The organism is Rhizobium sp. P2_G2 (assembly GCF_056403555.1).
On the sequence record NZ_JBFUFF010000042.1, the window covers coordinates 1 to 22,451 of the forward strand.

Annotated in this window: 19 protein-coding genes; 16 read left to right on the forward strand and 3 right to left on the reverse strand. The window is 61.8% G+C overall.

What is annotated here, in order from left to right; all coding sequences use genetic code 11:
- The coding region (locus AC1D06_RS24690; protein WP_477988450.1) for a zinc-binding metallopeptidase family protein at window positions 1-579 on the reverse strand (579 nt) is incomplete at its 3' end.
- A 136-nt stretch (window positions 580-715) separates the two neighbouring features.
- Here AC1D06_RS24690 and AC1D06_RS24695 point away from each other — a divergent pair.
- The 8 genes from AC1D06_RS24695 (at window position 716) to AC1D06_RS24730 (ending at window position 9,081) form a co-directional block, all read left to right on the forward strand.
- Window positions 716-1,621: a LysR substrate-binding domain-containing protein gene (locus tag AC1D06_RS24695; RefSeq protein ID WP_477878719.1), complete on the forward strand. Its 906-nt coding sequence runs from the start codon at window positions 716-718 to the stop codon at window positions 1,619-1,621.
- 108 nt (window positions 1,622-1,729) lie between these two features.
- Window positions 1,730-2,803: an ABC transporter ATP-binding protein gene (locus AC1D06_RS24700; protein WP_477988451.1), complete on the forward strand. Its 1,074-nt coding sequence runs from the start codon at window positions 1,730-1,732 to the stop codon at window positions 2,801-2,803.
- Window positions 2,804-2,918: 115 nt separating this feature from the next.
- Window positions 2,919-4,034, forward strand: coding sequence for an ABC transporter substrate-binding protein (locus AC1D06_RS24705; RefSeq protein WP_477988452.1), 1,116 nt, complete (start codon window positions 2,919-2,921; stop codon window positions 4,032-4,034).
- A gap of 294 nt (window positions 4,035-4,328) precedes the next feature.
- Window positions 4,329-5,153, forward strand: a complete 825-nt coding sequence (locus AC1D06_RS24710) for an ABC transporter permease (RefSeq protein WP_477988454.1) — start codon at window positions 4,329-4,331, stop codon at window positions 5,151-5,153.
- Between the two features lie 9 nt (window positions 5,154-5,162).
- Entirely contained in the window at window positions 5,163-5,972 is an 810-nt protein-coding gene (locus tag AC1D06_RS24715; protein WP_477988455.1) for an ABC transporter permease, read from the forward strand.
- Window positions 5,973-6,045: 73 nt separating this feature from the next.
- Window positions 6,046-7,662, forward strand: coding sequence for a 5-guanidino-2-oxopentanoate decarboxylase (locus AC1D06_RS24720; RefSeq protein WP_477988457.1), 1,617 nt, complete (start codon window positions 6,046-6,048; stop codon window positions 7,660-7,662).
- A 225-nt stretch (window positions 7,663-7,887) separates the two neighbouring features.
- Complete coding sequence (speB, locus tag AC1D06_RS24725; protein ID WP_477988458.1) at window positions 7,888-8,832, forward strand: agmatinase; 945 nt, start codon at window positions 7,888-7,890, stop codon at window positions 8,830-8,832.
- Between the two features lie 90 nt (window positions 8,833-8,922).
- The gene (locus AC1D06_RS24730; protein ID WP_477882274.1) at window positions 8,923-9,081 is read left to right on the forward strand and encodes a hypothetical protein; all 159 of its coding nucleotides are present in this window, start codon (window positions 8,923-8,925) and stop codon (window positions 9,079-9,081) included.
- A 26-nt stretch (window positions 9,082-9,107) separates the two neighbouring features.
- On the opposite strand, the gene AC1D06_RS24735 is transcribed toward AC1D06_RS24730, so the two are convergent.
- Entirely contained in the window at window positions 9,108-9,761 is a 654-nt protein-coding gene (locus AC1D06_RS24735; protein ID WP_477988459.1) for a TetR family transcriptional regulator C-terminal domain-containing protein, read from the reverse strand.
- A gap of 319 nt (window positions 9,762-10,080) precedes the next feature.
- On the opposite strand from AC1D06_RS24735, the gene AC1D06_RS24740 reads away from it, so the two are divergent.
- The 6 genes from AC1D06_RS24740 (at window position 10,081) to AC1D06_RS24765 (ending at window position 17,353) form a co-directional block, all read left to right on the forward strand.
- The gene (locus AC1D06_RS24740; RefSeq protein ID WP_477988460.1) at window positions 10,081-11,226 is read left to right on the forward strand and encodes an aromatic ring-hydroxylating oxygenase subunit alpha; all 1,146 of its coding nucleotides are present in this window, start codon (window positions 10,081-10,083) and stop codon (window positions 11,224-11,226) included.
- Between the two features lie 149 nt (window positions 11,227-11,375).
- A complete protein-coding gene (locus AC1D06_RS24745; protein WP_477988462.1) occupies window positions 11,376-12,479 on the forward strand; it encodes a polyamine ABC transporter substrate-binding protein in 1,104 nt (367 codons plus the stop codon).
- Between the two features lie 43 nt (window positions 12,480-12,522).
- On the forward strand, window positions 12,523-13,650 hold the full coding sequence (locus AC1D06_RS24750; RefSeq protein ID WP_477988463.1) for an ABC transporter ATP-binding protein: 1,128 nt from the start codon (window positions 12,523-12,525) through the stop codon (window positions 13,648-13,650).
- Between the two features lie 247 nt (window positions 13,651-13,897).
- Window positions 13,898-14,812, forward strand: coding sequence for an ABC transporter permease (locus AC1D06_RS24755; protein ID WP_477882265.1), 915 nt, complete (start codon window positions 13,898-13,900; stop codon window positions 14,810-14,812).
- A gap of 2 nt (window positions 14,813-14,814) precedes the next feature.
- Complete coding sequence (locus AC1D06_RS24760; RefSeq protein WP_477882263.1) at window positions 14,815-15,654, forward strand: ABC transporter permease subunit; 840 nt, start codon at window positions 14,815-14,817, stop codon at window positions 15,652-15,654.
- Between the two features lie 70 nt (window positions 15,655-15,724).
- Entirely contained in the window at window positions 15,725-17,353 is a 1,629-nt protein-coding gene (locus tag AC1D06_RS24765; protein ID WP_477882261.1) for an amidohydrolase, read from the forward strand.
- 11 nt (window positions 17,354-17,364) lie between these two features.
- Here AC1D06_RS24765 and AC1D06_RS24770 read toward each other — a convergent pair whose 3' ends face one another.
- On the reverse strand, window positions 17,365-18,090 hold the full coding sequence (locus AC1D06_RS24770; RefSeq protein WP_477988464.1) for a helix-turn-helix domain-containing protein: 726 nt from the start codon (window positions 18,088-18,090) through the stop codon (window positions 17,365-17,367).
- A 264-nt stretch (window positions 18,091-18,354) separates the two neighbouring features.
- Here AC1D06_RS24770 and AC1D06_RS24775 point away from each other — a divergent pair, with 264 nt between their 5' ends.
- Entirely contained in the window at window positions 18,355-19,050 is a 696-nt protein-coding gene (locus tag AC1D06_RS24775; RefSeq protein ID WP_477882257.1) for a LuxR C-terminal-related transcriptional regulator, read from the forward strand.
- An 80-nt stretch (window positions 19,051-19,130) separates the two neighbouring features.
- Complete coding sequence (locus AC1D06_RS24780; RefSeq protein ID WP_477882256.1) at window positions 19,131-22,451, forward strand: transglutaminase family protein; 3,321 nt, start codon at window positions 19,131-19,133, stop codon at window positions 22,449-22,451.

Consider the following 22,451-nt stretch of genomic DNA (forward strand, 5'->3'; position numbering starts at 1 on the left):
GCAATGCGTGTCCCAGCGCACCGTATTGCACATCGGCAGCATGTAGAACGGGTGGAAGGAAAGCATCGCATCCAACCCGTCATAATAGCCTTTGGCCGCATGGATCGGCTTCGAGCCACGCACCTTCTCGGCCGGTTCGCCGGTGAAACGCAGCGTCCCCTTGATGCCATGCTTCTGCATCGCCGCCTTTGTGGCAAGCAGCCCGCCGAGCCCGCCCATGCCGAGACCGGAATGCGGATCGGTATGGCCGCCGGCATGCACGCTCAAGCCGTCGCGCGGCTTCTCGACGGTCGTCGCCGCCTGGCAATTGCCCGGCACGGCATCATATTCGCAATACATGCCGATCGAAGGGCCCTGCCCGTTCGACCACTCGGCCGCAAAGGCCGTCGGCATGCCGGCCGAGCCTTCCTCAACCGTAAACCCTTCTTGCCGCAGCTTTTTCACATACCACTCGACCGAGTGGTATTCGCGCCAGGCGGTTTCGCCATAGTCGAAGATCGTCGCCGTCCAGGCGGAAAGGTCGGCCTTAATGGCCTCGACATGGGCAATCGCGTGGGACTGGGCCGCGGAAAGGGGCATGCGGATTTCTCCTTCTCCCGGCAGACTAGACCGCAGATCGCATGTTCAAAAAAGTGAAATAATTTCCCCGCCCACGCAAATTCTGTTCACCTATGCCCATTTTTTGATTAGCATTCCAACCCTTAGGAGGATCGGAATGAAGTGGATGCCTTCGACCCAGGCGCTCCGTGCGCTCGATAGTTTTGCCCGGCATGGATCGGTGTGGAAGGCCGCTGATGAGCTGAACCTCACCCGCAGCGCCGTCAGCCATCAGTTGCGTCTGCTGGAGCGCGACCTTGGCTTCCAGCTCTTCAATCGCATCGGCACAGGCATCGAGCTCACCGAACAGGGGCTTGGCTATGCGGAGGATATCCGCAAGGCGCTCAACACCATCTCCGGCTCGGCCGTGCGCCATGCCAATCGCGGCGTCTCAGGCACGATCAACGTCTGCTGCGCCCCCGGCTTCGCCTCGAGCTGGCTTTGCGCCCATATCGGCAATTTCCGCGAAGGCCACCCCGATGTCCGGCTGTCGATCTCGACGCCGATGCGGCTCGACGACGTGTCGAATCCGGAGGTCGATGTGTTCATCGCCTTCGGCACCGGTTACTGGCCCGACATGCAGGTGGAGCTTCTGGTGGAGGTGGAATTCACCCCGCTTTGCAGCCCGGTGCTGATCAACAAGACATTCGGCCTCTCCGATCCGGCCGATGTGCGCAAGACCTGCCTGCTGCACCTCGTCGACAATGACGACTGGGAGAGCTGGCTGACGGCAGCCGAAATCGACCCTGCCTTCGCCCAGACCGGCATCGTCTTTTCCGACATGAACCTCGTCTATTCCGCCGCCATGTCCGGCCAGGGGATCGCCATGGGCGATGAATTCATCTGCCGCACCGCGATGGCGACCGGCCAGTTGGTGCGCCCGTTCGACATCTACATCAAATCCAACCGCTCCTATTTTCTGGTCGCCTCGGAAGCCAAGGCGGACAACAAGACCGTGGTCGCCTTCAGCGAATGGCTGAAGGCCGAGGTGCTGAAAAACGAGGCAATGCTACCATCTATGTAAAAGACCGGTTTTGCCGCTATAGGTGAACGAAATTTGTCGAATGGGTGAAAAGATTTCGTTTGTACTGCCGATATTTCCTTCATACGCTTCAGTAAAAAGGGAACGACGATGCAGTCTACAAAGCGGGCAGCTGAAATTGGCGCCCAGGGAATTGGCAAAACCTATGGCGACTTTCATGCGCTCAGCGACATCTCGCTGACGATCGGCCGTGGTGAATTCCTGACGCTGCTCGGCCCCTCCGGTTCCGGCAAGACCACATTCCTGATGATCCTTGCCGGCTTCGTCACCCCGACATCCGGCACGCTGACCAAGGACGGCGTCGACATTACCCGGCTGCCGGCGGAAAAGCGCGCCTTCGGCATGGTCTTCCAGGGCTATGCGCTTTTCCCGCATATGTCGGTGGAGAAGAACATCGCCTTCCCGCTACAGGTCCAGGGCAAATCCGGCCAGGAAATCAAGGCGCGCGTCGACGACATGATCGACAAGGTCGGCTTGCGCGGCCATGAGAGAAAGCGTCCCGCCGACCTCTCCGGCGGCCAGCAGCAGCGCGTGGCCCTGGCCCGCGCGCTGGCCTTCGAGCCTTCGGTGCTGCTGCTGGACGAACCCTTCTCAGCGCTCGACAAAAACCTGCGCGGTTCGATGCAGGACGAGGTGCGCCGGCTGCACCAGGAGACCGGCACGACTTTCGTCTTCGTCACCCATGACCAGGAAGAAGCCCTGGCGCTCTCCACCCGCGTGGCGATCTTCAACCAGGGCAAGCTGCAACAGGTGGCGAGCCCGCGCGACGTCTACGAAAAGCCGTCCAACCGCTTCGTCGCGGAATTTCTGGGCGACATCAACATCCTGCCGCTGACCGGCTCGGGCATGATTGCCGGCGGCGCTGAGGCCAAATGCGGCGACCAGTTGATCAAGGCCAGCGCCGCTGCCGGCGCGCCGACGCAAAATCTTGCCATCCGGCCGGAGCACATGGCGCTCCACGCCGAACGGCCGGCGGGCGGCAATGCGATCCCGGTCACCATCGACACAGTCACCTATCTCGGTTCGGTGACGCGCTTTTCGGCGAGCACGCCGCAATGCCCGTCATTGATCCTGGAAATGCCGACCCACTCCGTCGCCCAGGGCTTTGTGCCGGGCAACAAGGCCTGGGTCGGCTGGAGGGAAGAGGAAGGTTATTTCCTCTAGCGCGTGCAGGGTCGCCAGCGGGCGGCGATATGCCTGAAGACAAGGGATGAGCACGTCGGTGACGATGCGCTTTCGATATCCAACGAGCACAAACACAAGAACAGAGGTGAACGACATGACTGACAATTTCGAGAAAGATTGCATCGCAATCCTGGAACAGAAGGCCGCGCGCGGGGAGATTTCGCGCCGCCGCTTCACCCAGCTGGCCGCCATGTTGCTGGTCGGCGCGCCGCTGGCACTGAAGGCCAAGGGCGCGCTCGCCGCCGCCAACGAACTGGTGCTGGTCGACTGGGGCGGCGATGCCGGCCCCGCCTATGATGCGGCCTATGGCCAGCCCTTCCAGAAGGAAGCCGGCATCACCGTCAAGGAAGACGGCACCGGCCCGACCGAAGGCGCGATCAAGGCGCAGGTCGCCTCCGGCAAGCCCACCTGGGACCTGGTCGACGTCGACCCGTTCTCGGCCGAATCCCTCGGCAAGCAGGGCATGATGGAAGAGATCGACTACAAGATCGTCGACAAGAACAAGATGCGCCCCGGCTTCGGCTGGAAATACTCGGCCTCGACCTATTTCTTCTCCTACATCATCGCCTATGACTCACAGAAATACGGCGACAAAGTCCCGACCGGCATGGCCGACTTCTTCGACGTGCAGAAATTCCCGGGCAAGCGCTCGCTTTACAAATGGGGCGCCGGCATGTGGGAAGCCGCCCTGCTCGCCGATGGCGTCGCACCCGACAAGCTCTACCCGCTCGACCTCGACCGTGCCCACAAGAAGCTCGCCGCATTCAAGGACAATGTCGTCTCCTATTGGGGCGGCGGCGCCGAAAGTCAGTCGGTGCTGATCAACGGCGAAGCCTCGATGGCACTGATCTGGTCGACCCGCGCTGGCCTGATCGAGAGCGATTCTTCGGGCCAGATCAAGTTCATCTGGGACCAGGGCCTGATCTCGCCCGGCGCACTCGGCGTGCTCAAGAACAATCCGGGCGGCAAGGACAATGCGATGAAATTCATCGCCTCCGCCCAGGACCCGAAGAAGCAGCTCGTCATGTTCGACAAGCTCGGCCAGGGCCCGGCCAACCCGGCCGCCGATGCGCTCATCCCGGCCGACCGGAAGCGCCTAAACCCGGTCGACCCCGACAACATGAAGAAGCAGATCGCGCTCAACATGGAATGGTACGAGAAGAATTACGGTGCGGCGCTGGATGCGTATACGAAGGTGATCTCGGCCTGAGTTTGATGGCGGGCGGCGGCTCAAGGGCCGCCGCTACATCCCAAATTCAAGGTACTGCATCGGGCCTACCCCCCTCTGGCCTGCCGGCCATCTCCCCCTCAAGGGGGGAGATCGGCAAGAGGCCCGATCCCCGCCTGAAGCATCAAATGCCGAGCAGGCCAACGGTAAAGAAGGGCAGCGGGCGTGCCCCATCCAATCTCCCCCCTTGAGGGGGAGATGGCCGGCAGGCCAGAGGGGGGTAACCCGAGTTCTATGCCTAGCGATGAAGAGCCTCCAGTTTACAGGACTGAGACTATGCGCGACCACCTCAAACCCACGCTGCTGATCGGGCCGATCCTGCTGTTCCTTGCAGCTGCCTATGTCGTGCCCTTCCTCGGCGTGATCAACTGGAGTTTCACCCTCCCCCAGCCCGGCCTGCAGAACTACACAAACGCCGTTACCGACCCGCTGGTGCTTTCCGTCTTCATCCGCACCTTCCGCATCTGCCTCTTCGTCACGGTCTTCGCCGTCATCGCCGCCTATATGATAGCACTCATCTGGGTGCGCGGCACGCCGGCGCAGCGGCTGATCGCCGAACTCTGCATCCTCATTCCCTTCTGGATCTCGGTACTGACCCGCGCCTTCGGCTGGGTGGCACTTCTTTCCAATCGCGGCCTGATCAACACCTGGCTGACCCAGCTTGGCATCATTTCCGAGCCGCTGACCCTGGTGCGCAATGAATTTGGCGTCATCCTCGGCATGGTGCATTATCTGATCCCCTTCGCCGTCTTCCCGATCGCGTCGTCCATGCGCAGCCTCGACGAGCGCGTCCTGCTCGCCGCCCGCGGCATGGGCTCGACACGCACCCGCACCTTCTGGCAGGTCTTTCTGCCGATGACAGGCCCCGGCATATTGGGCGCCGCAATCATGGTCTTCGTCTTCTCGCTCGGCTTCTTCATCACCCCCGCCATACTCGGCGGCGGCCGCTCGGTGATGGCGGCGGAGCTGATCTACCTGCGCATCTTCCAGAGCCCGGATTGGGGCCTGGGTGCGGCCATCAGCGTGCTGATGATGATCATTGTCGGCGGCCTGCTGGCGCTCCTGATGCGCTACGCCCGCCCCGCCAGCATGCTGAAGTGAGGTGCGATCATGTCGACAATGTATAGACCCAGCACCCTCGCCCTTATCCTCGCGGCAATCGTGGCGCTCTTCATGTTGCTGCCGCTGTTTGCCGTGATTCCCGTGTCCTTCACCCCGACGCGCTTCCTCTCCATGCCCAACGGCAACTGGTCGTGGAAGCATTATGAGACACTGATCACCAACCCCGCCTGGCTGCAGGCTGCATGGCTCTCCGTCCGGATCGGCATCATGAGCGCCGTGATTTCGACGGCATTGGCGCTGGCTTTCGCGCTGGGGGTCTGGATGTTCCGGCCGTGGTTCGCCGGCGTGCTGTTCGGCTTCGTGCTGATGCCGATGGTGGCACCGCCTGTGGTTTCCGCGATCACCATCTATTTCTTCATGACCTCGCTCTCCAAGGTCAATGACTGGGTCGGCTATGACACGCCGCTCGGTGTCGCCATCGCCCATTCGGTGATGAGCGCGCCCTTCGCAGTCGTGCTGATCACCGTGGCGCTGTCGCAGGTCGACCGCCGCATCGATCTCGCCGCGCGCGGCTTTGGCGCCAGCATTTCGCAGCGCATCTTCCGCGTCATCCTGCCGAACATCCGCTTCGGCCTGTTGACCGCCTTCTTCCTCGCCTTCGTTCTCTCCTGGGAAGAAATCGGCGTCACCCTGTTCATCACGTCGGTCAATGCCGTCACGCTACCGCGCATGATGTGGATGGGCCTGCGCGACAATATCGATCCGGCCATCGCCTCGATTTCGGTGATCCTGATCATCATCGTCATCGCCGTCATCCTCACCAAGACCGCCGTCACGGCGCTGGCCTCGAAGAAGTGAAAAATCGCTGGCGCTTGCCGCTCAGGCTTATTATACAATTGAAGAATTAGAAAATCCGGGACGGGAGACGGCTGTGATCAGCACGGGCATGTATCTGACGAAACTTCTGGAAGCCTATGGCGTCGACACGGTGTTCGGCATTCCGGGCGTACACACGGTCGAGCTTTATCGCGGCCTTGCCGGCTCGTCGATCCGCCATATCACGCCGCGCCACGAACAGGGCGCCGGCTTCATGGCCGACGGCTATGCCCGTGTCTCCGGCAGACCGGGCGTCTGCTTCATCATCACTGGCCCCGGCATGACCAATATCGCCACGGCCATGGCGCAGGCCTATGGCGATTCGATCCCGATGCTGGTGATCTCGACCGTCAACAGCCATGGGCGCATGGGCTCTGGCGAAGGCTGGCTGCACGAACTGCCGAACCAGCAGGCATTGCTCAACACCATCACCGCCTTCAGCTACACGGTCAACCGTCCGGAGGAACTGGCCCCGGCTCTCGCCCGCGCCTTCGCCGTCTTCGACAGCGCCCGCCCCCGCCCGGTGCATATCGAATTGCCGATCAACGTCATGCTCGCCGAAGCCGATCACCTACCGGTGCCGGAAAAGATGGTGCGGCTGCAGCGGCCGGATGCTGCGAGCGCCCAGATCACAGAAGCTGCCAAACTGCTGGACGCGGCAAACGCGCCGGTGATCCTGGTCGGCGGCGGCGCCAGGCATGCCGCGGCCGAAATCCGCGCCTTGGCCGAAAAGCTCGATGCGCCGGTCGCGATGACCACCAATGGCCGCGGCATCCTGCCGGCAGGTCATCCGCTCGGCGTCTCGATCTCCGCCAGCTTCTCCGCAACCCGACAGCTGATCGAAGCCGCCGACGTCGTGCTGGCGATCGGCACCGAATTCGGACCGACCGATTATGACATGTACGAGGACGGCTTCTTCACCATCCCCGGCAAACTGATCCGCGTCGATATCGACCCGACCCAGGTGATGCGCACCATCGCGCCCGAGATCGGCATTGTCGGCGATTCCGCCACCGCTGCCAGCCAACTCGCCGAAGCCGTCACAACGGCAAAGCACGATGGCGCCGCCCGCGCTGCAGCCGCCCGCAAGGATCCGCGCGGCGACCTGACCGCTCCGATGCGCGGCGACATCTATCTGCTCGAAACCATCCGTGACCGCCTGTCCGGCGCTATCTTCGTCGGCGACTCCACCCAGCTCGTCTATGCCGGCAATCTTGGCTACACGGCTGCGGCACCCGGCACCTATTTCAACTCCGCCACCGGCTATGGCACATTGGGTTACGGTCTTCCTGCCGCGATCGGCGCCAAGGCAGCGGCACCCGACCGGCCTGTCATCGCGCTTGCCGGCGATGGCGGCGTGCAATTCTCCATCGCCGAACTGGCCTGTGCCAAGGAGGCAAAACTGCCGGTGGTCCTGCTGCTGCTCAACAATTTCGGCTATGGCGAGATCAAGTCCTACATGATCTCGAAAAACATCCCGCCGCTCGGTGTCGATCTCTACACGCCGGATTTCATCACGCTTGGCGAGGCCTATGGCTGGGAGACGGCGACGGCCCGTAGCGTCGATGATCTGCTCGGCATGGTCGAGGCTGCCAGCCGCGGCAAGGAGCCGACGATGATTGTGTTCGGCGAAGAGGTGCGCAGGGAAGCAGAAGCAAAGGCTAAGGGATGAGTATGCGGCTACCCCCCTCTGCCCTGCCGGGCATCTCCCCCTCAAGGGGGGAGATTGGGTGGGGCACCGTCCCGCACCCCTCCCGCCTCGCATGCCCTGTGCCTCGCATTTATTTTGGGCGGTGAGCGCGCCTCTAGCCAATCTCCCCCCTTGAGGGGGAGATGTCCGGCAGGACAGAGGGGGTAACCTCAAATTCGACGTCCGTTTTGAAGAGGAACAGCAACCATGACCACCTTCAACCAGCCGCTCGGCGGCAACGACATGCCCCGTTTCGCCGGCCCCGGCACGATGATGCGCCTGCCATCGCAGCCGACCGCCGAGGGCCTCGACGCCTGCTTCGTCGGCATCCCTCTCGATGTCGGCACATCGAATCGCCCCGGCACCCGCCTCGGACCACGCCAGATCCGCCAGGAATCCTGCATGATCCGGCCTTACAACATGGCCACTGGCGCCGCGCCCTTCGACAGCATCCAGGTGGCCGATATCGGCGACGTTGCTATCGACACGTTCGACCTGAAGAAATCGGTCGACATCATCACCGCGGCCTATAACGACATCCTCAAGCACGATGTCATCCCGCTGTCGCTCGGCGGCGATCACACCATGACCTACCCGATCCTGCGCGCCATCGCCAAGAAGCACGGCCCGGTGGCGCTGATCCATGTCGACGCCCATGCCGACATCAATGACGAGRTGTTTGGCGAGAAGATCGCCCACGGCACGCCCTTCCGCCGCGCCTATGACGATGGCCTGCTGGTCAACGACAAGGTGTTTCAGATCGGCCTGCGCGGCTCAGGCTATTCGCCGGAGGATTTCAACTGGGGCCGCAGCAAGGGCTGGACGGTGATCCAGGCCGAGGACTGCTGGTACAAGTCGCTGAAGCCGCTGATGGACGATATCCGCGCCAGGATCGGCGACGCACCCGTCTACCTCACCTATGACATAGACAGCCTCGACCCGGCTTTCGCGCCCGGCACCGGCACGGTCGAAGTCGGCGGCCTCACCACCTGGCAGGCATTGGAAATCATCCGTGGCTGCGCCGGCCTCAATCTCGTCGGCGGCGACCTGGTCGAAGTTTCCCCGCCCTTCGATCCCTCGGGCAATACGGCGCTCATTGGTGCCAACCTGCTCTACGAAATGCTCTGCATCCTGCCGGGCGTGAGACGCTGACGCTATCGTACCATCATTCCGGGCAACGTGTTCGCACGTTGCCAACTGACTGCAAATCTATTTATATTCGCAGCCACAGGAGGTGACCCGATGCGTTTTTCTCCCGCCCTCACAATTGTTCTAGTTGTCGTGACCATGCTGCTTTCTGCGTGTCAGACTCCCCCTCCGCAAAAATACAGCCGCCCCGATAATGCAATGAAACTTCACCCCGGCGGCTATCATGGCGGCAAAGGCGGCCACCATCACTGAGATGCGCCGCGAGGCAGCTACGAAGATTATTGAGCAATCACGCCGTTGAGGTCGAAATGCTTCGGGAAGAAGGCCGTGGCGAGCTGGAACATGCTCGCCAGCGCCTCCTTCACCGGATAGGGCTGCGGCGAAGTCATCAGGTCGAACCACAGGCCTTCCAGCGACACGCGCACCACCCGTCCGACCGCCGCCGCGTCGTGCGGATAGCCGCCTTCGGCGATGATCTCGGCGCAGACCCGATCGACCGTATGGGCATATTCGAGATCGTAGGTCGCGCCATGTTCGACATAAAGCGGCCTGCTCAACGCCTCGCCCCAGAGCGCCGACCAGGCGCCCAGCCGTCCGGTATTGCAGATCTCTTCGACGAAGTCGGCCCTGATCAGCGCATCGAGCTTCTCCGCCGGCCGATCCGGAGCGGCGGCGAGCGCCTGCGTCCAGTTGTCGCGATACTCCTTGGCAAGGAAGATCAGCGTCTCGATCAGCAGCTTTTCCTTCGTCTGGAAATGAAAGATGACGAGGCCATGCGACAACCCTGCAGTTGCAGCCACTTCTGTCAACGTCGTGCGTGCAAAACCGTTACGGGCCAGCGTTGCGATGGTCGCTTCGATAAATTGCTGCCGCCGAGCCTCTCGGCTTGCCTTGCGCGGAAGGGTTTCCTCGGTTTTTTCTGTGTCTGCCATCGACTTATGGTTGTTGAAAAATTCTTATCATAAGTCGCATGATCGCCCCGCAAACGGAAGAAATTATTTTTCGCCGGCTTCGAATTTTATTGATTGACAGTTCAGTCAAAATGCAAAAAACTAAATTTCAGAACCTGTCGGACGCTGCTAATCTCGCTTAGGAGAAGCCTGCGAACCAGATGGGCAGGGAACGAGAACGATGCCGCAGCCGGGCTATGCCGACCTTCTGACGCGCTTTCGTCGCCGCATTGCCGGCCGGCGGATGGTGCGGATGATGTCGTGTCGCCGGGGCATGCGGTAACGAGCGGGAGCCGATCCGATGAACCAGATGCACATGCCGCATCCCGCCTCGCCGCTTCTGGATCATTGTCCCGAGACCCTGCCCGCCAAGGCCTATTTCGATCCCGACTGGTTTGCCCGCGAACAGCTTACGATCTGGTCGAAGCATTGGGTCTATGTCGGCCGCGATAACGGTCTGCCGGAAATGACCATGCGCCGCATCAGCGTCGCCGGCCAGAACCTGATCCTGATCAAGGACCGCGACGGCGCCCTCTCCTGCTTCCACAATACCTGCCGCCATCGCGGCTCGGAGCTCTGCTCGGTCGAGGAAAAACAACTCGCCTCCAAGCTGATCGCCTGCCCCTATCACCAGTGGAGCTATGCACTCGACGGCCGCCTCATCCGCACGCCGTTCATTTCGATGACACCGGATTTCCGCAAGGAAGATTTTGGCCTGTTCTCCGCACATGTGAAAGTCTGGAACGGCTTCATCTATGTCTGTCTCGCCGACGAGCCACCGGACTTTGCCGCCGTGCCGGATATGGGCGAGCATGCGCTTGACAACTGGCCGATGACAGATCTCGTGACCGGTCACACCATGGTCCGCGAACTCGCCTGCAACTGGAAAGTCTTTTGGGAAAATTACAATGAATGCCTGCACTGCCCGGGCATCCATCCCGAACTCTCCGACATGGTGCCGATCTATTCAAAGGGCTACATGGCACCCAACGAGGCGCCCGATTGGACGCCCGAGACGGATGACCACGGCCACGCGCTCGAGCACGGCGCCCGCACCTGGTCGATGGATGGTGGGACTTGTGGCCCGGAATTCCTCGGCCTGACCGAGGCCGAACGCGACATGGGCCAGCTCTTCGTCACCATGCTGCCGACCATGTTCATCGTCGCCCATGTCGACTATGTCCGGGCCGTCTCGTTGCGGCCGCTCGGACCCGAGACCACCGAACTCAAAGCCGAATGGCTGTTCCTGCCGGAAACGCTCGGCAATCCCGAATTCAATCTTTCCAACGTGGTCGACTTCGCCACGCTCGTCATGGAGCAGGATGGAGCCGCCTGCGAGATGAACCAGCGGGGTCTCAGAAGCGCGAAATTCGATCACGGCCGGCTCATGCCGCAGGAATTCGACGTCTATCGCTTCCAGCAATGGATCAGGGGGGAAATGGCCTAAGCAGGTTCCGGAAAACTGTCCCACGGTTTTCCGGAACCTGCGTCAAAACAAAAGACTAAGCCGAGCATGGCGCCGGAGGCCATCTTGCATCTCCGGTAGGAATTGACTTTTATCAACCAAGACAAAAACCATAACAGGGAACAGACATCATGACGGCTATCACCAGGCGCACAGCCCTCACCCTCATCGGCGGCACGCTGCTCGCGGCACCCTTCGTCAAGCGCGCCCGCGCCGAAGGCACGCTCAACGTCTACAATTGGGCGGACTATATCGGCGAGACGACGCTGGACGATTTCCAGAAAGTCACCGGCATTGCCGTAACCTACGACAATTATGCTTCGGCCGAGGAAATGCAGGCCAAGATGCTCGCCGGCTCGACCGGTTACGACGTCGTCCTCCAGTCAGGCCTCGGCATTCCCAACATGCTCAAAGCCAAGGTCTACCACAAGCTCGACAAGTCCAAGCTGCCCAACTGGGCCAATCTCGATCCGGCAATCCTGAAAATTGCCTCTGGCTGGGACCCCAGTAACGACTATGGCGCGCCCTATATGTGGGGTTCGGTCGGGATGACCTTCAATGTCGACATGGTCAAAGAGCGCCTGCCGAATGTCGACCTGCAGTCGCTCGACGTGCTGTTCAAGCCGGAAAATGCGTCAAAGCTCGCCGACTGCGGCATCTCGGTGCTCGACAGCCCCACCGACATTCTGTTCATGACGCTGAAATATATCGGCAAGGACCCGAACACCGCGACCGAAGCCGACTACAAGGCGGCCGCCGATGTGTTCAAGCCGATCCGCAAATATATCAAGACCTTCGACAATTCGAACTATCTCAACGCCATTCCCAACAAGGAACTTTGCGTCATCAACGACTGGTCCGGCGACTATGCCACAGCCCAAAAGCGCGCCGCCGACGCTGGGGTCAAGATCAACCTCGCCTACTATGTGCCGAAGACCGGGGCGCCTGCCTGGGTCGATCTCTGGGCCATCCCGTCGGATTCCGCCAATCTCGACAATGCCCACAAGTTCATCAACTACCTGATGGACCCCGAGGTGATCGCCAAGTGCACCAACCTCACCAACTATGCCAATGCCAATCTCAAGGCTCTGCCCTTCATCGACAAGAAGATCGCGTCCAACCCGGCCGTCTATCCAGACAAGGAAGTGATGGGCCGTCTCTACACGCCGACGGCGCCGACCGAAGAACAGGAACGCGCCTATACCCGCGTCTGGACCGACGTGAAATCCGGCTGAGCGATCGCCCGGCACTCCGATTTCCGCCAACCAGAGAGATATGATGAACCAAGCCCAACAGCAGGCCGTCAAGACCACGCAGCCTGACTTTGTCAGGATCGAGAATGTAACCAAAACCTTCGCCGGCCTGCCTGCGGTGAAGAATGTCTCCATCGACATCGGCAAGGGCGAACTTTTCGCCCTGCTCGGCGGCTCCGGCTGCGGCAAGACCACGCTGCTCCGCATGCTCGCCGGCTTCGAGACCCCGACCGCCGGCAAGATCTATATCGACGGCAAGGACATGACCAATGTGCCGCCATACGAGCGGCCGATCAACATGATGTTCCAGTCCTACGCCCTCTTCCCGCATATGACGGTGGAGAAGAACGTCGCCTATGGCCTCAAGCACGACAACATGACCGACGCCCAGCGCAAGGACCGGGTCAAGGAAATGCTGAGCCTGGTGCAGCTTTCCGATCTCGGCCACCGCAAGCCGCACCAGCTTTCCGGCGGCCAGCGCCAGCGCGTGGCGCTCGCCCGCTCGCTTGCCAAGCACCCGAAACTGCTGCTGCTCGACGAACCGCTCGGCGCGCTCGACAAGAAGCTGCGTGAGCACACCCAGTTCGAGATCGCCAATATCCAATACAAGACCGGCATCACCTTCGTCGTCGTCACCCACGACCAGGAAGAGGCGATGACGCTCGCCACCCGCATCGCCGTCATGGACCGCGGCATCGTCCGCCAGATCGGCACCGCGACCGAGGTCTACGAATATCCCAGTTCCAGCTTCGTCGCCGGCTTCATCGGCTCGATCAACATGTATGACGGCCAGGTGAAGACGGCCAATGGCGTGGCGAGTGTCGAGGTGCCCCTGCTCGGCGCCACCGTCACCGCACCGCTTCCCGAAGGCATGAGCGCCGGCCAGACGGTCAAGGTCGCGGTGCGGCCGGAAAAGATCCACATCACCCGCGAGCCGCCGCCCGCCGGCATGAACGCCATCCCGGGAACGGTCGAGGACCTCGGCTATTTCGGCAAGGATTCGCTTTACCGCATCAAGCTCGACACCGGCACCGTGGTCGCCGTCAACAACGTCAACTCCCGCCGCGCCGCCGAAAGCGAACGCGTCGCGCAATGGGAAGACAAAGTGTGGCTGTCGTTCGAGCCGTCCTCCGTGATTCTGTTGCAGGAGTGAGGAGGATGGAAATATCTGCATTCCGGGTTCACCCCCCTCTGCCCTGCCGGGCATCTCCCCCTCAAGGGGGGAGATTGGATGGGGCACGGCTTAGCCTCCCTCTTCCGTCACAGCGCGCAGCACTCGACACTGACTTTGGGCAGAGTGCACGCCACTTGCCAATCTCCCCCCTTGAGGGGGAGATGGCCGGCAGGCCAGAGGGGGGTAGCCGCACACGCCGACAGCCGATCGAAGCAGGTGCCCACCCATGACCCGCCTCTCCCAATGGTTCAACGGCCGCGGCTGGCGCCAGGTCATCATCGGCACACCTTATATCTGGCTGACGCTGTTCTGCTTCCTGCCCTTCGTCATCGTTGTCGGCATCAGCCTCGCCAAGACCGCGCCGGCCTCGCCGCCACTGATGTACAAGCCCGGCTGGCCTTATATCTTCTGGGAAGGCTACGAGCGCCTGTTCACCGACACGCTCTATATCCGCGCCTACCTGATCTCGGTGTTCAACGCCGCCGTCGCCACCTTCTTCTGCCTGCTGATCGGCTATCCGATGGCGCTGGGCCTCACCCGCGTCAGCCGCACCTGGCGCAATTTCCTGCTGATCCTGGTGATCCTGCCGTTCTGGACCTCGTTCCTTCTGCGCGTCTATGCCTGGATGGGCCTGATGGGGTCCAACAGCTGGTTCAATCACGGCCTGACCACCATCTGGAATTTCATCGTGCCGGCCGACTGGGCGCTGACCAGCATTCCGATGATGAACACCAATTTCGCCGTCGTGCTGGTCATGGTCTATTCCTACCTGCCCTTCATGATCCTGCCGCTCTACGCCAATCTCGAAAAGCTCGACATGACGCTCAACGAGGCGGCGATGGACCTCGGCTCGAAACGCTACCAGGTGTTCATCGACATCACCCTGCCGCTCTCGGTGCCCGGCATCATCGCCGGCGGCCTGCTCGTCTTCATCCCCGCCTCCGGCGAACTCGTCATCCCAAGTCTGGTCGGCAATGCCTACGACCCGATGATCGGCCGCGTCATCTCCGACGAATTCTCCTCGGCGCGCGACTGGCCGATGGCCGCTGCCGTCGCCGTGGCGCTGCTGATCCTGCTGGTGATCCCGATGATGCTCTACACGCATTTCGAGGCCAAGGCGCAGGCGAAGGACAACAACTGATCATGAAACAGCGCCACACCTTCCTGATGAGCTGCCTGGCCTTCGGCTTCGCCTTCTTCTACATCCCGATCTTCTCGATGATCTTCTTTTCGTTCAACAAGTCGCGGCTCGCCACCGTCTGGGGCGGCTTCTCGACCGAATGGTATGGAAAGCTGTTCGCCAATCAGCAGATCATGAATGCCGCGATCCTGTCGCTGGAAATCGCGCTGACCAGCGCGACAGTAGCGACGATCCTCGGCACCATGGCCGGCATCACGCTTGCCCGCTTCGGACGCTTTCGCGGCAAGACCCTGTTCTCCGGCTTCGTCACCGCGCCGCTGATCATGCCGGAAGTCATCACCGGCATTTCCATGCTGATGCTGTTCATCCTCATGGGCCAATGGATCGGCTGGCCGGGCAAGCGCGGTTTCACCACCGTCACCGTCGCCCACATCACCTTCTCGATGACCTATGTGGCGACCATCATCCAGTCGCGTCTGACAAGCGTCGATATTTCGATTGAGGAAGCGGCGATGGATCTGGGTTCGCGGCCCTGGCAGGTGCTGAAGGACGTGACGCTACCGATCATTTTCCCGGCGATCATGTCCGGCTGGCTGCTTGCCTTCACTATCTCGCTCGACGATGTCGTCATCACCTCGTTCACCACCGGTCCCGGCTCGACGACACTGCCGATCCTGATCTGGAGCAAGGTGCGCCTCGGTGTCACGCCTGATATCAATGCGCTGGCAACCATCATCATCATCTTCGTCGGCATTTGCGTGGCCATTGCCGGCGTGATCATGGCGCGCGCCGACCGGCGACGGGAAAGGGATATCCATCTGGCAACGGCGGCGAACGAGTGACGACATGCACGATGATGCCGCCATCCGCCACATGGTTCCCCTATAGCCCTGCTCTGAACCGGAAACCATCATGCCCGCAGCAGACCTGATCGTCCTCAACGGCAATATCGTCACCATGGATCCACTGGCGCCGCGCGTCGAAGCGCTGGCGGTCCGCGATGGTCGTGTGATGGCGTTGGGGACGGATGCGGAGATCAAGCGCCTTGCCACCTCCAGCACCGAGATCATCGACGCCGGCGGCCGCATGGTTCTGCCCGGTTTCCAGGATACGCACATCCACCTGCAGGATAGCGGCCAGGCCTTCGCCCACAACGCCAATCTCGAAGCCCCGCGCACTGTCGACGAGATGGTCGCGGCGTTGAAAGCATTCGGCGATACGCATGCCGGCGACTGGGTCAATGGCGTCGGCTGGTATACCGGCATCTTCACCGACACCAACCTGACCCGCGAGGTGCTCGACCGCGCCGTGCCGGATCGCCCGTCCTTCATTCTCGCCTCCGACGGCCACAATGCCTGCCTCAACTCGAAAGCCTGCGAGTTGCTTGGCCTCGTCAAGGGCATCGAGGACCCGTTCAACGGCCATTTCGTCCGCGACGACAAGGGCGTCCCGACCGGCATGCTGCACGAAGATGCGCTCGACTGGGCACGCGAGCGCATGCCTGAGCTTTCCGACGAAGACTATGCCGATGGCATCCGGTTCGCCCAGGCGCTCGCCAATCGCCACGGCATTACCGGAGTGCTCGACGCCTCGGTCGGCGAACGCCATGCCCGCGTCTATGCCGGCATGGAAGCGCGTGGTGAATTGACCGTGCGTGTCCGCGCCACCGCCAAGGTCGAACCCTTCGAGGCGACCAATGCGGCACTCGCCCGGGTATCAGCCCTGCGTGCAAAACATCGTTCCGAGATGTTTCACATCCATTCGGCAAAGTTCTTCCTCGACGGCGTTCTGGAAAACCGCACCGGCGCCATGATCTCCGACTATTCCGACGCCATCGGCGGCAATGCGCCGCTGATGTTCTCGCATCCGCAGATCTTGGAGCTTTTCACCGCCTTCGACGCCGCCCGTTTCCAGATCCATGTTCATGTGATCGGCGACATGGCGGTTCGCGCTGCCCTCGACGGCCTCGAAGCCGCCCGCAATGCCAATGGCCCCTGGCCGAGCCTGCATCAACTCGCCCATGTCCAGTGCATCGACCCCGATGACATCAAGCGTTTCCACAAACTCGGCGCCATGGCCAACATCCAGGCGCTCTGGGCGCGGCACGAGCCCTCTGTCACCGATGTCGCTTTGCCGATGGTCGGCACGGCACGCGGCAAATGGATGTATGCCTTCCGCTCGCTCATCGATGCCGGCGCCGGCTACGCGCTGTCGTCGGATTGGGGTGTGTCGACGCTCAATCCCTTCGAGATCATGGAAACGGCGATCACCCGCCAGCCACCGGCCCGGCCCAGCACGCATCCGATCTTCCTGCCGGAACAGCGCATGACGCGCGAAGAAGCGTTGAAGGGCTACACCACCTTCGCTGCTGCAGCCGCCTGGCGCATCGCCGATACCGGCTCCCTCTCGGTCGGCAAATATGCCGACCTGATCGTGCTCGACCGCGATATCCTGACCTGCGACGCCTACAACATCGGCGCCACGCAGGTATTGCTCACCCTGCTTGCGGGACGTGAGGTACATCGCGATCCTGGCTTCTGACGCCCCGGAGGTTAAAGCGCACCCCTGTTCGCCAAACGAGCGACGGCCTGCGGCCGGTTGATTGCGCCGAGCTTCCTGCGGGCATTGTCGACATGGAAGCGCACAGTCGTGTCGCTGATCCCGAGCAAGTCGGCGATATCGCTGTCCCGCTTGCCATCCGCCACATAGGCGAGGCAGTCGCGTTCCCGGGGAGAAAGCTCCGGCAAATCGTCCTCCAACCCGCCGGCAAACTCCATCAGCCGCTCGGTGAGCAGCAACCCCGCCATCTGCGCCACCCGCGCGGTTTGCGCATCAATGTCGCGGTCGCCAAATCCGAGATGCAGCGACGTGATCACACCCTTGGCGCCGTAGGAGGTGGCGCAAAGCGCGTCGGCGATACCGGCCTCGCCCATCGCATCCCAATAGTCCTTGAACACACGATCATCATGCGGGGCAAAGTCCGAGAAGCGATAACGCGTCCGATTCTCGCGAATGGCGCTAAGCAGCGGATTGCAGTCGAAACAGATATAGTTGAACGCAGCACTTCCAGGCCATGTCGCAGGCGAGATGCGCTTGATGAAACCGCCGGCAGCCCAATGGGCCTGCGACGTCAGCCGCGCCATCGGCCGGCGGTAGAGCCGGGTCTGCAAATAGGTCGCGCCGACGCGCCGCGCCGCCTCGAAAAACCGGGCGCTCGCTTCCTCGGCCGTATCCGCCTCAAGCGCCCCGCCGGCGAGGCGCATTATCTGTTTTATCATCACCGTGAGCGCCCCCTGTTGCATGCGCCGGGATTGTCGCGCCGCCCCTGCCTCTTTTTTACACCAAGGGAAAAATGCTTTCAATGTAAGGAGATCGACGTATGCGAAACACGCCGGAAACACGATGAATGTTGGCCAAACCTAGCGGTTTCGAGAGTTTACACATTTGAACATGCAAAGCTAACATGTGCCAACGCTCGGGAGGCGCCACGGCAGCCGCTTCCTGTTGCCAATCTCGCTGCCTCCTCCGCGAAGTGCAACTTTATGACGAATTTGCTTGTACCCGCGCTCAGCCATTGCCGCCTCCTCGTCGTCGAGAACAACCGGGAGACGCGCGCCTGGATCGCCGAGAGCCTGAAGAGCGCTCTCGCCGGCGCGAATGTCACCGCGGTGGGGACCTTTGCCGAAGCGCAGCGGCTGCTTTTCGGCCGCAACGACGTCAGGCGCGATTTCGATGTCGCCCTCACCGATATTGCGCTGCCCGACGGCAACGGCATCGACCTGGTCCGGCGGATGTCCATATACCTGCCCGGCACCATGCCGATCATGCTCACCAGCGCCGATGACGACGCCAATCTCTTCGACGCGCTGTCCGCCGGCGCAATGGGCTATATCCTGAAGAGCCCCAAGACGGCACATCTGATCGAGCAGCTCAAGCGCATCGACCGCAACGAGCCGCCGATCTCGCCGCGGATCGCCCACCGCATCCTCGCCTATTTCCGGGCATCGAATCCAACTGCCCGGCCCGATATCGGCCCAGCATCCGCCGGAAACCTCACCAATCGCGAACTCGAGGTGTTGAGATTGCTCGGCAAGGGACTGACTGCCGCTGAAATCGCCGGCATCCTCGGCTTCTCGCAGAACACCTGCGCCACCCACATCAAGGCGATCTATCGCAAGCTCAACGTGTCGAGCCGTGCCGAAGCCGCCATCGAAGCCGACCGTCGTGGCCTGGTATAGCCCTTTACGTCAAATGCCGCTTGCTTTCCCCGTTTGCATTGCACAAACTCGCAGCAATAACAGGGGAACGGGCAAACCGCATGACCATCAAAGCCAGCATCTACCATCTGACCCATTATAAATACGACAATCCGGTCATACTGAGCCCGCAGATCATCCGCCTCAAGCCGGCAGCACACTCCAAGACCAAGGTTCTCAGCCACTCGCTCAAGGTCACGCCCGACACTCACTTCGTCAATCTGCAGCAGGACCCCTACGGCAATTATCTCGCCCGCTTCGTCTTCCCCGAGCCGGTGACGGAATTCAAGATCGAGGTCGATCTGATTGCCGACATGACGGTCTACAATCCCTTCGATTTCTTCGTCGAGGAATCGGCGGAAATCTGGCCGTTCAACTATCCGGAAGAGCTGAAGGAAGACCTATCGATCTATCGGACGCCGGAGCCGGCGGGCCCGGAACTGCAAGCTCTTCTCGATGCCTTCGATCGCACGCCGCGTAAGACCGTCGATCTCGTCGTCGATCTCAACGCAAAGCTTCAGCAACGGGTCGGCTATGTCATCCGCTTGGAGCCCGGCGTGCAGACGCCGGAAGAGACGCTTCTCTCCGCGCTCGGCTCCTGCCGCGATTCCGGCTGGCTGCTGGTGCAGATCCTCCGTCATCTGGGCTTCGCCGCCCGCTTCGTCTCAGGCTACCTGATCCAGCTTGCCCCGGACCTCAAGGCGCTCGACGGCCCGTCCGGCACCGAGGTCGACTTCACCGACCTGCATGCCTGGTGCGAGGTCTATCTTCCCGGCGCCGGCTGGGTCGGTCTCGACCCAACCTCGGGCCTCCTGACCGGCGAGAGCCACATCCCGCTTGCTGCCACGCCGCATTACAAGAATGCCGCGCCGATCTCCGGCGGCTTCTCGGGCAAGGCACAAACCGAATTCGCCTTCGACATGAAGGTTACGCGTGTCTCCGAACATCCACGCATCACCAAACCGTTCCCGCAGGACAGCTGGGAACAGCTCGATGCACTGGGCGAAGAGGTCGACGCCTATCTCAAGGCCGAGGACGTGCGCCTGACCATGGGCGGCGAACCGACCTTCGTCTCGATCGACGATTTCCAGTCCGACGAATGGAACACTGCCGCCGTCGGCCCGCAAAAGCGCGGTCTGGCCGATACGCTGATTCGCCGGCTGCGCGACCGCTTCGCGCCGGGTGGTTTTCTTCACTACGGACAGGGCAAATGGTATCCAGGCGAAAGCCTGCCGCGCTGGACCTTCTCGCTCTACTGGCGGCGCGACGGCCTGCCGGTCTGGCGCGATCAGACACTGATCGCGGTCGAGAAGGCAGACTACAAGGTGACACAGGAAGATGCCGGGCGATTACTGGCGGCAATCGCAGTCGAGCTCGACATCCCAGCGGAAAACGTAGCCCCTGCCTTCGAAGATCCGGCCGAATGGATCATCAAGGAAGCCAGCCTGCCGGAAAATGTCGATCCCGCCAATTCCAAGCTGAAGGATCTTGAAGAACGGACGCGCATTGCCAAGGTCTTTTCGCGAGGATTGAACGATCCGACCGGTTATGTTCTGCCGGTGCAGGCCTGGAATGCGCGTGCCAGCGGCCGGATCTGGGTCAGCGAAAAGTGGAACACCCGTCGTGGTCGCATTTACCTGGTTCCCGGCGATTCTCCCGTCGGCTTCCGCCTGCCGCTCAATTCCCTGCCCTATATACCACCCGCCTGGTATCCCTATATCAACCCGACCGACCCTACGGTCGAGCGGCCTCCGCTGCCGGATTTCAGCGCCGACAAGGGGCGCATACTCGATGCCCATTCCTTTCGGGCATCGATCGACCGGCAGGTCCAGACGCCGCAATCCTATGAAGAGATCGGCGGACGCGTCAGGACAGCGATCTCCATCGAGCCGCGCGACGGCCGGCTTTGCATCTTCATGCCGCCGACCGTGTCGCTGGAAGATTATCTCGATCTCATCGCCTCGGCCGAACGTGCCGCAGCGGCGCTCGGCCTGCCGGTGCATATCGAAGGCTATGCGCCGCCGCATGACGAGCGGCTGAACGTCATCCGCGTCGCTCCCGATCCCGGCGTCATCGAGGTCAACATCCACCCGGCGACGAGCTGGAAGGAATGCGTCGACATCACCACCGCGATCTATGAGGAGGCCCGCCAATCGCGCCTCGGCGCGGAAAAATTCATGATCGACGGCCGCCATACCGGCACCGGCGGCGGCAACCATGTCGTGGTCGGCGGCATCAATCCCAACGACAGCCCGTTCCTGCGCCGGCCGGATCTGCTGAAGAGCATCGTGCTCTACTGGCAGCGGCATCCGTCGCTGTCCTATCTGTTCTCCGGCCTGTTCATCGGCCCGACCAGCCAGGCGCCGCGCATCGACGAAGCCCGCCACGACGGTCTCTATGAACTCGAAATCGCCATGTCGCAGGTGCCGGCGCCCGGCAAGGGCATGGCGCCCCTGCCCTGGCTCGTCGACCGCCTGTTCCGCAACTTGCTTGTCGATTCCACCGGCAACACCCACCGTTCGGAAATCTGCATCGACAAACTGTTCTCGCCCGATGGCCCGACCGGCCGGCTTGGCCTGGTCGAATTTCGCGGCTTCGAAATGCCGCCGGATGCGCGCATGAGCCTTGCCCAGCAGCTTCTTGTCAGGGCGCTGATCGCCCGCTTCTGGAAAGCGCCCGTTGACGGCAGGTTCACCCGCTGGGGCACGACCCTGCATGATCGATTCATGCTGCCGCACTATGTCTGGCAGGATTTTCTCGACGTGCTCGACGACCTCAGGAGCCACGGTTTCGAACTGCGGCCGGAATGGTTCGAAGCGCAGCTCGAATTCCGCTTCCCCTTCTACGGCGAGGTCGATTTCGACGGCACGAAGCTCGAGCTTCGCCAGGCACTTGAACCTTGGCATGTGACGGGCGAAACCGGCGCCATCGGCGGCACGGCGCGTTTCGTCGATTCCTCGATCGAGCGGCTGCAGGTCAAGCTCGATACCGGCAATCCCGAACGCTACACCGTGACCTGCAATGGCCGACCCGTACCGCTGCAGAAGACAAAAGCCGGCGGCCCGGCTGTGGCGGGCGTCCGCTTCAAGGCCTGGCACCCGGCCTCCGGCTTCCATCCGACGCTGCCGGTCAACACGCCGCTCACCTTCGACATTTACGACACATGGACAGGAAAGGCTGTTGGTGGCTGCATCTATCATGTTGCTCATCCGGGCGGACGCAATTATGAAACATTTCCAGTCAACGGCAATGAAGCGCAGGCGCGGCGGCTCTCGCGCTTCGAACCTTGGGGCTATACAGCCGGGCGCTACCCGCTCCGGCCCGAGGCTCCTAATGCGGAATTCCCGCTGACGCTCGATCTTAGGCGGCCGCCAGGGGTGTGA

Excerpts from the sequence above, each read along its gene's own strand:
- AC1D06_RS24695 (WP_477878719.1), top strand. The coding sequence starts at position 716 with ATGAAGTGGATGCCTTCGACCCAGGCGCTCCGTGCGCTCGATAGTTTT.
- AC1D06_RS24700 (WP_477988451.1), top strand. The coding sequence starts at position 1,730 with ATGCAGTCTACAAAGCGGGCAGCTGAAATTGGCGCCCAGGGAATTGGC.
- AC1D06_RS24705 (WP_477988452.1), top strand. The coding sequence starts at position 2,919 with ATGACTGACAATTTCGAGAAAGATTGCATCGCAATCCTGGAACAGAAG.
- AC1D06_RS24710 (WP_477988454.1), top strand. The coding sequence starts at position 4,329 with ATGCGCGACCACCTCAAACCCACGCTGCTGATCGGGCCGATCCTGCTG.
- AC1D06_RS24715 (WP_477988455.1), top strand. The coding sequence starts at position 5,163 with ATGTCGACAATGTATAGACCCAGCACCCTCGCCCTTATCCTCGCGGCA.
- AC1D06_RS24730 (WP_477882274.1), top strand. The coding sequence starts at position 8,923 with ATGCGTTTTTCTCCCGCCCTCACAATTGTTCTAGTTGTCGTGACCATG.
- AC1D06_RS24735 (WP_477988459.1), bottom strand. The coding sequence starts at position 9,761 with ATGGCAGACACAGAAAAAACCGAGGAAACCCTTCCGCGCAAGGCAAGC.
- AC1D06_RS24740 (WP_477988460.1), top strand. The coding sequence starts at position 10,081 with ATGAACCAGATGCACATGCCGCATCCCGCCTCGCCGCTTCTGGATCAT.
- AC1D06_RS24745 (WP_477988462.1), top strand. The coding sequence starts at position 11,376 with ATGACGGCTATCACCAGGCGCACAGCCCTCACCCTCATCGGCGGCACG.
- AC1D06_RS24750 (WP_477988463.1), top strand. The coding sequence starts at position 12,523 with ATGAACCAAGCCCAACAGCAGGCCGTCAAGACCACGCAGCCTGACTTT.
- AC1D06_RS24755 (WP_477882265.1), top strand. The coding sequence starts at position 13,898 with ATGACCCGCCTCTCCCAATGGTTCAACGGCCGCGGCTGGCGCCAGGTC.
- AC1D06_RS24760 (WP_477882263.1), top strand. The coding sequence starts at position 14,815 with ATGAAACAGCGCCACACCTTCCTGATGAGCTGCCTGGCCTTCGGCTTC.
- AC1D06_RS24765 (WP_477882261.1), top strand. The coding sequence starts at position 15,725 with ATGCCCGCAGCAGACCTGATCGTCCTCAACGGCAATATCGTCACCATG.
- AC1D06_RS24770 (WP_477988464.1), bottom strand. The coding sequence starts at position 18,090 with ATGATAAAACAGATAATGCGCCTCGCCGGCGGGGCGCTTGAGGCGGAT.
- AC1D06_RS24775 (WP_477882257.1), top strand. The coding sequence starts at position 18,355 with ATGACGAATTTGCTTGTACCCGCGCTCAGCCATTGCCGCCTCCTCGTC.
- AC1D06_RS24780 (WP_477882256.1), top strand. The coding sequence starts at position 19,131 with ATGACCATCAAAGCCAGCATCTACCATCTGACCCATTATAAATACGAC.